The organism is Methylobacterium sp. E-046, assembly GCF_022829625.1.
Taxonomy (GTDB): domain Bacteria; phylum Pseudomonadota; class Alphaproteobacteria; order Rhizobiales; family Beijerinckiaceae; genus Methylobacterium; species Methylobacterium longum.
Genome location: NZ_JAKSYP010000288.1, coordinates 18,327 through 32,792 on the forward strand (window position 1 = coordinate 18,327; position 14,466 = coordinate 32,792).

General features: G+C 71.1%; 12 protein-coding genes. 7 read left to right on the top strand and 5 right to left on the bottom strand.

The window, feature by feature from the left end; translation table 11 throughout:
* Nucleotides 1-11: 11 nt before the first annotated feature.
* From MKK82_RS31305 to MKK82_RS31335, 7 genes are all read left to right on the top strand, one after another.
* Nucleotides 12-533, top strand: a complete 522-nt coding sequence (locus MKK82_RS31305) for a Spy/CpxP family protein refolding chaperone (protein ID WP_238290360.1) — start codon at nt 12-14, stop codon at nt 531-533.
* Nucleotides 534-626: 93 nt separating this feature from the next.
* Nucleotides 627-2,387, top strand: coding sequence for an ABC transporter ATP-binding protein (locus MKK82_RS31310; RefSeq protein ID WP_238290359.1), 1,761 nt, complete (start codon nt 627-629; stop codon nt 2,385-2,387).
* Nucleotides 2,388-2,478: 91 nt separating this feature from the next.
* Nucleotides 2,479-3,567, top strand: coding sequence for a branched-chain amino acid aminotransferase (locus tag MKK82_RS31315; RefSeq protein ID WP_238290358.1), 1,089 nt, complete (start codon nt 2,479-2,481; stop codon nt 3,565-3,567).
* Nucleotides 3,568-3,765: 198 nt separating this feature from the next.
* On the top strand, nt 3,766-5,568 hold the full coding sequence (locus MKK82_RS31320) for a zeta toxin family protein (protein WP_238290357.1): 1,803 nt from the start codon (nt 3,766-3,768) through the stop codon (nt 5,566-5,568).
* 215 nt (nt 5,569-5,783) lie between these two features.
* Nucleotides 5,784-6,485: a molybdate ABC transporter substrate-binding protein gene (locus tag MKK82_RS31325; protein ID WP_238290356.1), complete on the top strand. Its 702-nt coding sequence runs from the start codon at nt 5,784-5,786 to the stop codon at nt 6,483-6,485.
* Between the two features lie 211 nt (nt 6,486-6,696).
* Complete coding sequence (locus tag MKK82_RS31330) at nt 6,697-8,328, top strand: ABC1 kinase family protein (RefSeq protein WP_238290355.1); 1,632 nt, start codon at nt 6,697-6,699, stop codon at nt 8,326-8,328.
* Nucleotides 8,329-8,587: 259 nt separating this feature from the next.
* Nucleotides 8,588-9,772 carry a sensor histidine kinase gene (locus MKK82_RS31335; protein ID WP_243987918.1) on the top strand — a complete coding sequence of 395 codons (1,185 nt, stop codon included), beginning with the start codon at nt 8,588-8,590 and terminating at the stop codon, nt 9,770-9,772.
* Nucleotides 9,773-9,952: 180 nt separating this feature from the next.
* Here the strand turns inward: MKK82_RS31335 and MKK82_RS31340 are convergent, their stop codons facing one another.
* From MKK82_RS31340 to MKK82_RS31360, 5 genes are all read right to left on the bottom strand, one after another.
* Complete coding sequence (locus MKK82_RS31340) at nt 9,953-10,774, bottom strand: oxidoreductase (RefSeq protein ID WP_238290351.1); 822 nt, start codon at nt 10,772-10,774, stop codon at nt 9,953-9,955.
* A gap of 277 nt (nt 10,775-11,051) precedes the next feature.
* The gene (locus MKK82_RS31345; RefSeq protein WP_238290348.1) at nt 11,052-12,497 is read right to left on the bottom strand and encodes an MATE family efflux transporter; all 1,446 of its coding nucleotides are present in this window, start codon (nt 12,495-12,497) and stop codon (nt 11,052-11,054) included.
* 188 nt (nt 12,498-12,685) lie between these two features.
* Complete coding sequence (locus tag MKK82_RS31350; RefSeq protein WP_238290347.1) at nt 12,686-13,234, bottom strand: PaaI family thioesterase; 549 nt, start codon at nt 13,232-13,234, stop codon at nt 12,686-12,688.
* A gap of 233 nt (nt 13,235-13,467) precedes the next feature.
* A complete protein-coding gene (locus MKK82_RS31355; protein WP_238290346.1) occupies nt 13,468-13,803 on the bottom strand; it encodes a hypothetical protein in 336 nt (111 codons plus the stop codon).
* 116 nt (nt 13,804-13,919) lie between these two features.
* Complete coding sequence (locus tag MKK82_RS31360) at nt 13,920-14,462, bottom strand: TetR family transcriptional regulator (protein ID WP_238290345.1); 543 nt, start codon at nt 14,460-14,462, stop codon at nt 13,920-13,922.
* Nucleotides 14,463-14,466: the final 4 nt, after the last annotated feature.

Here is a 14,466-nt window from a genome sequence, read left to right on the forward strand (position 1 = left end):
CGGAGGTTTCCATGTCCCGACGTTTGAGAGCGGCGTTCCTCGTCACCGGTGCCCTCGGCCTGGGTCTCGCGGGCGCCGCCGCCGCGCGCGAGCCAGGATCCGAGGGCTTTCGCGGCCACGGGCGCTGGAGCGCGCTGAGCCCCGAGGATCGCGCGGCCTTCACGGATGCGCGCATCGCCGCCCTCCATGCCGGCCTGAAGCTCACCGGCGACCAGGAGAAGCTGTGGCCGCCGGTGGAGACGGCGATCCGCGACATGGCCAAGCTGCGCCAGCAGCGCCGTGAGGCGATGCGCGACCGCCCCAGATTCGGCGACGATGCCCCCGCCGCCCTGCGGGCGATGGCGGATGCCGCGACCGCGCGCGGCGAGGCCCTGCGCAAGCTCGCCGACGCGTCGCAGCCGCTCTATGCCAGCCTGGACGTTGACCAGAAGCGGCGCGCCATGATCCTCGCGCGGCCAATGGGCGGGCCCCAGCACGGCGGCTGGCGCCGCGGCCACGACGACGCCAGCGGGCCGCGCGGCGAGGACCGCTGACCAAAAGCCTTGATCCGCGGCGGCGGCGGCGGCACACCGCTGCCGCCGCGCATCCTGCTCGGACGGCGGCACGGATCCGACCCGGTAGGTCTCATGGCGCGCCTCCCCGGCGACACGGCTCCCCTCCTCGCCCGGCTCTGGCGCACCTGGCTGTACCCGCACCGGGCCACCCTCGCGGTGGTGCTGGCGCTGGTCGCGCTGGTTGGCGCCTCGACCGGGCTCTACCCGGCGCTGATCAAGGCGGCCTTCGACGCCTTCGACCGCAAGGATGCGGCGGCGATCGCCTATGGGCCGCTGGTGGTGATCGTCGTCACGGCCACGCGGGGCTTCGCCCTCTATGGCCAGACGGTGCTGACCAACCGGGTGGTCACCCGGGTCGAGGCCGACATGCAGGCGGCGCTCTACGGGCACCTGATCGACTCCGACCTCGCCCAGCTCGGCCGCGAGAGCCCGGCGGCGCTGACTCAGCGCTTCACCACCGACTTCGCCTTCATCAAGGAGGCGCTGACCCGCATCTCGACAGTGCTGCTGCGCGACATCGCCATGCTGATCGGCCTCGTGGCGGCGCTGATCTGGATGGATCCGGTGCTGACCCTGGTGGCCGGCGTGACGGTGCCGTTCGTGGCCGGCCCGATCGGGCGGATCGGCAAGAAGCTCCGGCGGGTCTCGACCTCGACGCAGGAGCAGATGGGCGCCACCGCCAGCCTGATCTCCGAGAGCCTCCAGGGCGCCCGCGTCGCCAAGACCTACGCGATGGAAGCCTACCTCAAGGGCCGTGCCGCCGCGGCCCTCGACGAGGTGCGCCGCCTCAAGATGAAGGCCGCCAACGCGCGCGGGCGCCTCGACCCGCTCCTGGAGATCGGCGGGGGCATCGCGGTGGCCGGCGTGCTGGTGCTCGTCGGTCAGCGGGTACTGGCCGGCGAGAAGACGGTCGGCGACTTCACCGGCTACGTGGCGGCGCTCCTGCTGGCGGCACAGCCGGCCCGGGCGCTGGGGAACCTCAACGCCATCCTGCAGGAGGCCGCCGCCGCGCTGCGGCGCTACTTCGACGTGATGGACGAGGCGCCGGCCATCCGCGAGGCGCCCGGCGCCCGCCCGCTGACGGTGACCGCCGGGGCGATCGGGTTCTCGGGCGTCCACTTCCGCTACCGTCCGGACGCGCCCGCCCTGGAGGGGATCGACCTCGCGGCCCCCGCGGGCTCGGTGACGGCCCTCGTCGGGCGCTCGGGATCCGGGAAATCCTCGCTGCTCAACCTCGTCCCCAGGCTCTACGACGTGACCGGCGGCGCCGTGACCATCGACGGCCAGGACGTCCGAGCGGTGACCCTGGACTCCCTGCGCGCCGCGGTGGCCGTGGTCTCGCAGGAGGTGGTCCTCTTCGACGACACGATCGCGGCCAATATCGGGTTCGGCCGGCCCGGCGCCGCGCGGTCGGAGATCGAGGCGGCCGCCCAGGCCGCGGCGGCCCACGCCTTCGTCACCGCCCTGCCCGAAGGCTACGACTTCCGCGTCGGCCCGGCAGGCGGCCGGCTCTCCGGCGGCGAGCGGCAGCGGGTGGCGCTCGCCCGCGCCTTCCTCAAGGATGCGCCGATCCTGCTCCTCGACGAGGCGACCTCGGCCCTCGATTCCGAGTCGGAGCGGCTGGTCCAGGAGGCGCTGTCCCGGCTGATGCGGGGCCGCACCACCCTGGTCATCGCCCATCGCCTGTCGACGGTGCGCGACGCCGACCGGATCGCCGTGATGGACGCGGGGCGCGTCGTCGAGACCGGGCGGCACGACGATCTGATCGCCGCCGGTGGGGCCTACGCGCGCCTGCACCGGCTTCAGCTGTCGGAGATCGCCACGACGGAGTGACGCGCACGCGCGGCGACACCATCATGCGCCGGCTCCGTAGATTCGCGCGCCGGAGCGCGCCATAAGAACCTCAGCCGATGAGGACCACACCGTGAGCGACCTGACGTTCGAGATCAAAAGTCATCCCGCCCCCCGGACCGCCGAAGAGCGGGCCGGGCTGATGGCGAATCCCGGCTTCGGCAAGGTGTTCACCGACCATATGGTGGTGGCGCGCTACTCGGCCGGCCGCGGCTGGTACGACGCGCGGATCCAGGCGCGCGAGGCGATCCCGCTCGATCCCGCGGCCGCGGTGCTGCACTACGCGCAGGAGATCTTTGAGGGGCTGAAGGCCTACCGGACCGCCGATGGCGGGGCCGCCCTGTTCCGGCCCGAGGCCAATGCCCGGCGCTTCCGCCGCTCGGCTGAGCGCATGGCGATGGCGCCGTTCCCTGAGGACGCCTTCGTGGAGGCGATGCGCAAGCTCGTCGAGATCGACCGCGCCTGGATCCCCGACACCCCCGATGGTAGCCTCTATCTGCGGCCCTTCATGATCGCCAGCGAGGCGTTCCTCGGGGTCAAGCCGGCGTCGGAATACCTGTTCGTGACGATCGCCTCGGCGGTGGGCTCGTACTTCAAGGATCCGACCGGCACCGTCACGGTCTGGATCTCGGAGCACTTCACCCGCGCGGCACCGGGCGGCACCGGAGCGGCCAAGTGCGGCGGCAACTACGCCGCGAGCCTCGCGGCGCAGTCGGAGGCCGCCGCCCAGGCCTGCGAGCAGGTCGTCTTCCTCGACGCGGCCGAGCGCCGCTTCATCGAGGAACTCGGCGGCATGAACGTGTTCTTCGTCTTCGAGGACGGCACCCTGGTCACGCCTCCGCTCTCGGACAGCATCCTGCCCGGCATCACCCGCGATTCGGTGCTGACGCTGGCGCGGGAGGCCGGTCTGACCGTGAAGGAGGAGCCCTACACGATCGACGCGTGGCGGGCCGACGTCCGGGAAGGCCGTCTGACCGAGGCCTTCGCCTGCGGAACCGCCGCGGTGATCACGCCGATCGGCACCGTGAAGGGCCGGGAGGAGAGCTTCACCATCGGGACCGGCAAGGCCGGGCCCGTGGCCCAGCGGCTGCGGAGCCTGCTGGTAGACATCCAGCGGGGCAACACCCATGACGCCCATGGCTGGTTCCAGAAGATCTTCTAGGACCTCTCGCCGGCTCGCAACGAAGGGGCGGGCGTCGGGCCTGCCCGGCGCGCGCGCCGGATCTTCCACGCGCGTCCCTTCCTCCCGCCGCGGAGCGCGGTGGCCCCTGCGTCGGGAGGGGGCGCGGCGGGGCGAGGTCTCGGCCCGACACCCTCCGGGAGCCACCCCGCCCGGCAGAGGGGGAAGGGAGACGCGACCATGATGGATGCGGTCGCCCATCAATCCGAACCCCCGATCGGGCCCTGGAACCCGGGCGTCCGGTCCGACCTGCCCTCCGCCTTCCTGCCGCTCGTCACCGTCTACCGGCCAGAGCACGTCGAGACGCCGCTCCGCGACGCCCTGGACCTCAGCGACCTCTGCGGGCTGCCGGCCCGCCAGCTCACCCGCTTCCGGCCCGGCCGCCTCGTCGTCCACGAGGTCCTGATCCGGGTCATGTCGGACCTGTCCGTGCCGGTCGGTGCGGTCTACGCGGATCTCGGGGTGAACTTCCGGGCCATCGTCGCCACGATCCTGCGCGAGGGCGTCGAGCCTCGCCTCGGCGAGGTCGAGGCCGCCCTCGCCGGGATCCGCGCCGAGGCCGATGCGGTGCTCGCCCGCGAGATCGCCGCCATCCTGGACGAGCGGCCGGCGGCGGCGCCACCCGAGGCGCGCTGGCTCGACCGTCTCCTCGGACGCCGCCCGCCGGCGGCCGAAGCCCCGCGGGAGGATCTCGCCACGCGGGCACTGCGCCATCTCGAAACCTGGCAGCGCCGCGCCGCCGAATCCGGCGACGGCCTGGAGATCGCCGCCTGCGAGGCCCTGCGCACGGTGGTGTCCGGCCTCATCGCCCGTCAGAACGCCGTCATCCGCGACGCGGCCCTCCTGCGTGCCCTCGCGGGGACGCTGGTCTCGAACGGCTACGGCAGCCGCCGGATCGGCGAGCAGATCGAGCCCTGGATCGCCGCGGTGGTCGACGCCCGCGGCTACCGCCGCCTTGCGCCGCAGGACCATCCGGTCGTGATGAACGTCAAGGGCGCCTCGGCCTCCGGCAAGAGCACGATCCGCCCCTACCAGCTCGGCCTTGCCCGGCGCCTCGGCATGGCGTGGTCCGACTTCGCGGTGATCACCCCCGATGTCTGGCGCAAGTATCTCCTCGACTACGACAGCCTCGGGCCGGCCGCCCGCTACGCCGGAACGCTGACGGGCTACGAGGTCGAGATCGTCGACATGAAGCTCGACCGCTACGTCACCCGCAAGGCGGCCGAGCGCCGGATCTCGAACCTGCTCATCGACCGTTTCCGGTTCGACAGCTTCCAGGCCGAGGCCGGCTCCGACGGCGGCGGCCAGCTGCTCACCCGGTTCGGCGACCGGGTCTACATGCAATTCATGGTCACGCCTCCGGCCGACACCGTGGAGCGGGCCTGGAAGCGCGGCGAATTGTTCGGGCGCTACAAGGCCGTCGAGGACCTGCTGGCCCACAACGTCGAGGCCTATACCGGCATGCCGCGCCTGTTCTTCAACTGGGCGCTCGCCCGCGACAAGCAGGTGGTGTGCGAGTTCCTCGACAACAGCGTGCCGCTCGACCAGCGCCCTCGCACCATCGCGTTCTGGGCGGACGGGATCCTCAACATCCTCGACGTGAAGGGGCTGATCGACATCGACCGCTTCCGCAAGGTCGACATCTTCGCCCGCGGGCCCGATGCGGTCTTCAAAGGGGCGGACCTGTCGGCGGCCGCCAATACCGGGTTCCTGCACGCCTGCGTCCGGCGGATGGCGGCCGTCCGCTTCGTGCAGGCCGAGACCGGCCGGGCGATCCTGCGGCTCGACCGGGGACGGATCACCGCACTCGACCGCGACGCCCTCGCCGCGGTGGAGGATGGGCCGGAATGGGCGGCGGTGCGCACGCTGATCGGCATTCCGGTCGATCCGGCGGACGTCGCCGCCCTCGACGAGACCCTGAGCCCCGCCGATCAGCCGACGCTGGGCGCCTGGGGGCCCGGAAGGGGCCTCGCCGCGGACTGAGCGGATCGCGCCGGGAGGACCGGCTTTCGCCGGGCCGGGCCGGCCTCGAACGGGCGTTTCACCGCGCCCGGATACGCCCGCGGCCGCGTTCACCTGCGCGCCGACGCTTGACACATCCGATGTTGCTGCACGCGATATCGCGGACCGTACAAACCACGCGCGGCCTGACGCTTCGTCAGGCCGGCGGTTTCTCAGACGGGATGATGGAATTCGGCATGGCAGACGAGCAGAACGCGACGCGGCTGAAATGCGCCCTGGTGGTGCGCGGCGCCTTCGACGCCCAGGTGGTGCCGGCCTTCGAGGCGTCGGGAGCCCGGGCGGCCATCCATTGGGCGCCGACCACCGTCATCATGAAAGCCCTGGAAGCGGGCGAGACCGCCGACGCGGTGCTGGTTCTGTCGGACGCCATGGACCGGCTGGTCGCGGAGGGCCGCGTCGAGCCGGAGACCCGGATCGACGCGGTGCGCTCCCGCTACGGCATCGCCGTGAAGGCCGGGGCGCCGCATCCGGACATCACGACCGTCGAGGCGCTGAAGCGCACCCTCACGGAGGCGCGCTCCGTGGCCTATTCACGCGCAGGCGCCAGCGGCATCTACTTCGCCGGGCTCCTCCCGCGGCTCGGCCTCGCCGAGGCCGTCAACGCGCGGGCGACCATCATTCCCCAGGGCTTCACCGCGGAGAAACTCGTCTCCGGCGAGGCCGACATCGCGGTCCAGCAGATCAGCGAACTGATGGTGGTGCCGGGCATCGAGGTGGTCGGGCCCTTCCCCGAGCCGGTGCAGGAGGTGACGACCTTCGCGGCGGCGATCCTGCGCGGCGCGACCGACCGCGCCGGGGCAGCCCGCTTCCTGGCCGGCCTGACGACGCCGGAGGCCGCCGCGGCGTACCGCGCGAGCGGTCTGGAACCGGCGTTCTGACCCGTCATCCGATGGGGAGGGCCGGATCCGCTTCGACCTCCCCAGCGCGGCGAAGCGACCTGCGGCGGCGCGGCGCGCGGCCTCCGGCGCCGCCCGTCCGACCGCGCGATATCGTGCCGCTGACGGTCCACGCGGGCATCGCGACCGCAAAAAAGTCCTTATGCTCGTGCTGTCCGGACGCCCAATCCCGTCCGACCGGATCGCCCCCTTCATGCTGAAGACAGCCTTCGTTGCCGCCCGCGACCGTCAGCGGCTGTCGGAGATCGCGACGATCCTCATCGGCTTCGGCGTCACGCGCGTCGTGGACCGGCTCGGCCTGCGCTACCTGCCGCTGCTGCCGCGGCGCCAGCCCCGGGTCGACGTCACCCGCCTGTCCGAGCCCGAGCGGCTCCGCCGGGCGATCGAGGCGCTCGGACCGACCTTCATCAAGTTCGGGCAGGTGCTGGCGAGCCGGCCGGACCTGCTGTCCCCGGCCTGGACCGAGGAACTGCAGAAGCTCCACAGCCAGGTCGTGCCGGTGTCGTGGGAGCAGATCGGCCCGCAGCTGGAGCTGGATCTCGGCGCGTCGCCCAACGAGGTCTTCGCCGAGTTCAACACGGACCCGATCGCCTCGGCATCGATCGCCCAGGTCTACCGGGCGCGGCTGCACACCGGCGAGGACGTGATCGTCAAGGTCCTGCGTCCGAACCTGCGCAAGATCATCGAGGCGGACCTGCGCCTCATGGCCCACGGTGCCCGCATCGTCGAGAACGAGTGGCCCGACATGGCCCGCTACCAGCCGCGGGAGCAGATGCGCCACCTCGCGGAGGGGCTGAACGGCGAGCTCGACCTCCTCAACGAGGCGCGCAACTGCGAGCTGCTCGCCCAGATCTTCGAGGACCGCGACGACATCGTCTTCCCGAAGATCCACTGGGAGTACTGCTCCGAGCGGGTGCTGGTGCAGGATTTCATCCACGGCATCCCGCCCAACGACGAGGCGGCCCTGCGCGCGGCCGGGGTGGACAAGAAGCTGCTCGCCCAGAAGGGCACCGACGCGTTCCTGCAGATGGCGCTGATCGAGGGCGTGTTCCACGCCGATCCGCATCCCGGCAACATGCTGGCGATGCCCGGCAACCGGATCGGCTTCATCGATTTCGGCATCATCGGTCGCCTGTCGCAGCGGCGACGCTCACAGCTCCTCGTGCTGATCGGTGCGATGCTCAAGCAGGACGCGGACGGCCTGATGGCCGTGCTCCTCGACTGGACCGGCACCAGCAACCCCGACCTGACCCGCCTTCAGGTCTCGGCCCAGTCCTTCGTGGAGAGTCACTCCTCGATCCCGCTGAATCTCGGGCTGGTGCTGACCGACTTCATGAACATGGCCCGCGAGAACGACCTCGCCATGCCCACCGATCTCGCCATCCTGTTCAAGGGGCTGGTGACCGCCGACGGCGTCATGCGCCACCTCGACCCGAGTTTCGACCTGTTCGCCGCCGCCGGTCCCACGGTCCGGGCCAGCATGCAGACGCAGTTCTCGCTCTCCGCCCTCAAGCAGAAGGCCGAGGCCCTGGGCGTGGGCCTCTACGGCGCGGCGTCCGAGCTGCCGACCCTGATCCACCTGATGCTGGTGCGGCTGAAGCAGGGCCGCGTCACCGTCGAGATCGAGATCAAGGGCCTCGACAAGGTCACCCGCGGCATTGAGCGCGCCGCCGCGCGCGTCGCCGTGGCGCTGGTCGTGGCCGCCTTCGCGACCCAGCTCGCGCCGCGGCTGATCGACCTCGGCACGCCGGTCTTCGTCTCGATCGGATTGATTATCTTCGTGCTCGGGATCGGCTGGCTCGTGCTGCTGATGAGAAACAAGTAGCCGGTTCGGTCACGAACTCGACAGAGCTTGGACCGTCTCGCGGGCCGGCAAATACGGAGATCGATTGACGATCCCCTCCGCCGTGCTAGCGTGAGACATCCAACGAGTCGCCCGGTCGCGGGCGGGGCGTGCCACCAGAAGCGGTTCAAGCCGCCGGTGACGCCCGGCTTCCGACATGCCGTCGCCGTCCCGCGCGATCGGTGGACCTCCAGCCGGGCGCCGCGCATGGGCGCACCGCCGGCAGACGAGGGGGCGGGCGATGGATGCGGGCCTCGTGTTGCCGGGGATGGACGGGGCGGACCTGCGCCTCGACATCCTGGAATCGGAGAACAGGCGCCTGCGCGCGCTGCTCGCGCAGGCCACCGCGCAGGCGGACCGGGAGCGTCAGCGCAGCCGGCGGCTCGGCCGCATCGTCGAGGCCGCGAGCCGCGTCGAGGCCGGCCGTCTCGCCGAGCGGGCCGAGGATCCCGTCCGGCGGCGCGACGGCGCGCAGCCCGGCCGCGGCACCGCCAGTGACTACCTGGAGTTGCTCGACCGCGGTGGCCGCCTGATCACGGCCAGCGCCGGCGGCCCGGCCCTGTTCGGGGCGCCTGACGAGGCGGAGGTGATCGGCCGCCCGTGGATCGACGTCTGGACCCGCGCGGAGGACCGCGCCGTGGTCGTCGAGGCCCTGGACCGGGCGCGGACGGGCGGGACGAGCCGGTTCCAGGCCCAGCTTGAGACCGGCGGCACGGTGCGGTGGTGGGACGTGGCCGTGACGCCGATCGGCGCGCCCCCCGGCTGCTCCGAACGCATCCTCGCCGTATCGCGCGACATCACCGAGTTGAAGCTGACCGAGGCGCGGCAGACCCTGCTCATGGAGGAACTGGCCCACCGGATGAAGAACACTCTGGCCCTGGTCCAGGCCGTGGCGGCCCAGACCATGCGCACGGCGCCGTCGCTGGAAGCCGCCGGCGATGCCCTGGCCGCCCGGCTGCTCGCCCTGGCCCAAGCCCACGACGTGCTTCTCCAGGGTTCCTTCGCCCGGGCGTCCCTGCCGGCCCTGGTGGCGGGTGCGGTCGCCCTGCACGGGGACGGCGTGGCGGACCGGTTCCAGGTCGCGGGCCCCGAACTGACCCTCGGACCGCGCCACGGCATGACGCTGGCGCTCATGCTGCACGAACTCGGCACGAACGCCGCCAAGTACGGCGCGCTCTCGGTCGCCGCCGGACAGGTCGGCATCAGCTGGGACGTCTCGGAGGCGGATGGCGGCCTGGTGCTGGGGTTCCGGTGGGTGGAGACCGGCGGACCGCCGGTGACCCCGCCGACCCGCACAGGCTTCGGCACCCGCCTGATCGCCCGCAGCCTCGCGCATGGCTTCGGGGGCACCGCACATCTCACCTATCCGCCGACCGGAGCGGTGCTGACGTTCGTGGCCCCCCTCGACGCGGTGACGATGGGGTGAGGTGGGGGTGAGCGAGTGTCCGGCGCCGTCAGGAGGCGCGCGTGACGGCGCGGACGGTTCAGTCGCCTTCGGACCGGCCCACCCGCTCCCTACGTGCATCCGGGATCCGCCGGATACGCGCGGGCTACACCCGCAGGCCGGATACCGGTCGCGCCGGTGGGGCCCCCGCGCCGCTCGACGTCACGGCACCGCGGGCAGATGCATCTCCTTGCGGAAGCTCTTGTCGAAGGCACCCGCCGGCACGAACCTGCGCAGCAGGCTGATCTGCCGCGCCTTGGATCCGGCGGTGTAGCGGCGCTTCGGCGCCGCCGCCGTCGCCGCAGTCAGGACGACGGTCGCCACGACTTCGGGCGCATCCGCGGTCTTCATGGCCGCGCTGATGAAGTGGTCCCTCCCGGCGCGTTCGAGGTCGTACACGTCGAGCTGCGTGTCGGACCGGACCAAGTTCCGGTCGAAAGCCGTGCGCGTGAAGGCCGGTTCGACGAGCACGACCCGGATGCCCTGACCGCGGACCTCGTGGTCCAGCGATTCGGAGTAGCCTTCGACCGCATGTTTGCTGGCGCCGTACAGGGCCATGTACGGCGCCGGGATCAGGCCCATCACCGAACTGATGTTGACGATGCGGCCATTCTCCTGGGCTCGCATGATCGGCAGGACGGCGCGGATCGTCCGGATGATGCCGAACACGTTGACGTCGAACATGGCCTGAGCCTGCGCGATGGAGGATTCCTCGGCGGCACCGCTGATGCCGAAGCCGGCGTTGTTGACCAGCAGGTCGATGCGGCCCGTCTCACCGAAGACGGTCTCGATCATGGCGGCGACGGACGCGTCGTCGGTGACGTCGCAGGCGAGCATCCGGATAGCGGCGTCCGCGGCGGGGACGGGCTTCCGGCTCGTCCCGAACACGCGGTAGCCGGCGGCCCGGAGGGCCCTGGCGGTTTCGAGTCCGATGCCAGAGGACGCTCCGGTCACGATGGCGGTTTTGCTGGATGTCTGGTTCACGATGTTCTTCTCCGCGGCGGCGGTTCAGAAGGTCGACCCGCCAAAATAGATTATATATGTAATTTAACCTGACAAGCGGAAACGGCGTTGGTCTGGTGGCTCGGTGCGTTGGCGCACCGGGCTGGACAGGATGCCCCTCGGTGGCACCTCGGTGGAGACGTCTGAGCTTCGAACGCGAAGGCGACGGCGTATCATGCCGCCCGTTGCCGGGTTGACCCGGTTCCCGGGATAGGGCCTTCGGCTTCCTGTCGGCATCGCGTCGTCACGACGCCACGCGTCAGGTCGTGCGCACCGGCTCCGGTCCGGACGACCCGACCGGGCGTTCGAGGCCCGCTCCCGACGCGAGGGTCCGGGACGCAACTAGCATCCCGGGGGCAGCCTTGATCAGGATCATCCTGCCCGCCGCGAAGGCCGTCGCGTTGACGAGGCCCATGGTGACGAACCCGGCCGCCAGAGCAGCGAACATCCCCGGCAGACCGAGACCGAGCGATGCCGCGACCCAGGCTCCTCCCAGCGCCACGCCCATCCGGAGAAGGCTCGCGGTGAGCGGCCAGCCGACGCGACCGGCACCTTGGGCGGCGAAGTAGAGAGCGAGGCCAGCCCCGAAAAACCCGTAGAACGGCCCGACGATGCGGAGGTAGGAGGCGCCCGTGGCGCGCATCGCCGGATCGCCCCCGAACAGGCCGAGCCACGCGGCCGGGTACAGGGCGGCCGCGAGGCCGATGGCCTCCGTCAGGACGCCGGCGGCGATGGCCCCGGTCAGGGCGGCCTGTCGGGCGCGCGCGTGATCCCCGGCGCCGAGGGCGGTGCCGACGAGGGCGGCGATCGGCGAGCCGAGACCGAACACGAGGGGGACCAGGAGATATTCCAGCCGCGTGCCGGTGCCGTATCCCGCGAGGGCCGCCGGCCCCGCCGTCCCGACGAAGCCGGTCGCCGCGATGACCGTGACGTTCGAGGTCATGCTGGCGATGCCCGACAGCAGACCGATGCGGAGGATCTCGCGGGACGGCGTCCAGGCCAGCCGAGGCAGACCCCGGCTCGGGTGCAGCACGCCGCGACCGGACCAGATATAGGCGGCGAAGACGGCGGAGCCGGCGGCGTAGTAGCCCGCGAAGGCGACGCCTCCGCCCACCACCCCGAGCTTCGGGAACGGCCCCCAGCCGAAGATCAGCGCGGGCGAGAGCGGGATCAGCACGAGCGCCCCGACGCAGGTGACGCCGGCCGGGAGCGCCATGTTGCCGGTACCGCGGATCACCGCCGAGAGTGCGTTGAACAGCCAGATCAGGATTGCCCCCCCGAAGACGACCTTCGCGTAGGCGGTCGCGGCCTCGAGCGAGCCACCGGTTCCACCCATCAGCGCGTAGAGGCCCGGTCCCAGGGGCAACGCGAGAAGACTGGTCACAACGCCAAGTCCGAGGCCGATGGCGGCGGCGTGCCAAGCGATAAGGCCGGCCTCCGCGAGCCGTCCGGCGCCCAGGTTGCGCGAGACCGCCGACTGGATGCCGCCGCCCATGCCGCCGGCCGAGAGCATCTGGACGAGCATCACCACCGGGAAGACGAGGGCCATGCCGGCCAAGGCGTCGGTCCCGAGCCCGGCGACGAAGTAGGTCTCGATCAGACCGATGGAAGTCTGGACGACCATCACCACGACGTTCGGCACGGCCATTCGGGCCAGGGTCGGCAGGAGGGGCGCCTCGAGCACGCGACGCGTTCGGATGTCCACGATGGGGGCCTCACGGCTTCATGGAATGGGGACGACGCCACGGCAGCGGTTGAAGGCCGCCGCCCCCCCTCCGCGCCTCAGGCGCGTCTCGTCCATGACGCAGGACGCGGAGACTGAGGCCGGACGACGCGGCCGGACTGAAGCGCCCGGCCAAATCAGCGGCGCTTGGGCGGTAAGGACCTGCGCCATCAGTCGACGGTAGGCGGCGTCCGGGCCCCGGGCCGATCGAACAGGAGGCAGGTCGTGCTCGCGGTCGCGACGAGGCGTCCGGACTCGTCGGTGATCCGGCCTTCGGCCACGGCTTGCTGCCGACCGGCGTGAACGACTTGCCCGACAGCCGTCAGAAGGCCGGACCTTTCGGTGGCCGCCCGCAGGAAATTCAATTGGAACTCGAGCGTCGTGTACGCGCGTCCCACCGGCAAGGTGGCGTGCACGGCACAGCCCATGACGCTGTCGAGGAGCGTGGCAAGGGACCCGCCATGGACGCAGCCCAGCGGGTTGAAGAGGTGCTCCGCGGCCGGCATGCGCATCGTCGCCGTACCCGGCTCGACCGACAGGAACTCGATCCCGAGCAGCTGGATCACGGGCGGAGACGGGATTTCTCCAGCTATGAGCGAGCGCAGGAAGTCGAGTCCCGCGAGGCTTTGACCCGGCACGGCGATGGACCGGGGATCGGCCCACGCGACGACCCTCCGTCGTGACGGCGCGTGCGTGCCCGAAACACCGTCGTCAGCCATCGAGGACCTCCGGGGGATTGCCAATCGCTGCGGGCACTCATCCGGGATCGATCGCAAACGTCGACCCGGATGGTCGTCGATTGATGTCGGCAATAATCTAAATAGATGTGTATGACAATCTAAAAGACGCCTGATCCAAAGCTCGGGACGGGTCGTGCCCCGCGTGGGGGCCTTCCTGAACCATGGCTGCCGTGCCGCAACTCTTGATGGGTCGGGGGGAGCCGGGCGACGCGCTATTCGGCGTCCGGCGACCGCAGATGAAAGCTCGGAGCGTCTCGTCCGCCATCGGCCGGTCTGGACATGAGCCCCAACGGATCCTCCGCGACCCGGATTTTGTCACCGAGGACCGTGTCGCCCGTGGGACCGGCGACATGTCGGAGGGGCTCGATCTTGGCAACGTCACCGCTGACCGTGACGCGGCTCAGGGCTCCACGGCCCTCCACCGTCCGAAATCCGCCCTCGAAGGCTCGCAATGCGTCCGGGAACTCCAGCGGGCCGGTGGTTCCAAGCTTGGTGACCCGACCGGCTGCCCCATCCTTGACGTCGACACGGAACAGCTCTGCGCCCATGGAGGCCCGCAGGCTTATAAATTACGAGATACATCTTTTAGAACGCCGGACGGGCCTCGATGCCGTTCGTGCCGAGACCGAGAGACCGGCACCGGAAAGCGCAGTTTCGGACCGTCTCAGCCCGCAATGTGCGAGCGCGCCGCCTGAAGCAGCTCGTCGGCCAGCGCCTCGTCGTCGACGCCCCGCGCCAGCACCACCGCTCCGACCATGGTCGACAGGGCGATCAGGGCCCGCTGCCTGCGACGCTCCTTCGAAGCCTTGGGCAACCGGTCGGCGATGAGGCCGGCGAGACCCTTGACCCCTTGGGTGAAGCGCGCCCGCACGGCGCTTCCCGGAGGCTCCCGCCCGACATCGTTCACCAGGGCGGCGACGGGGCAGCCCCGCCCCGGCGTCCGTACGTGCCCGAGGGACAGGTAGTTCTCGATGAAGGCATCCAGGTTCGCGTAATACTCGGCGCTGATCGCCGCATCGAAGGCTTCCGCGGCGAGGGCATCCTTGTTGGCGAACTGGCCGTAGAAGCCGCCATGGGTGAGGCCGGCGGCAGCCATGATGTCCACGACGCCGATGCCGTGGAGGCCGCGCTCCCGGAACAGGGCCGAGGCGGCCTCGACGACCCGCTGGCGGTTCAGCTTGGCTTGTTCCTGTGAGACCCTTGGCATCCTG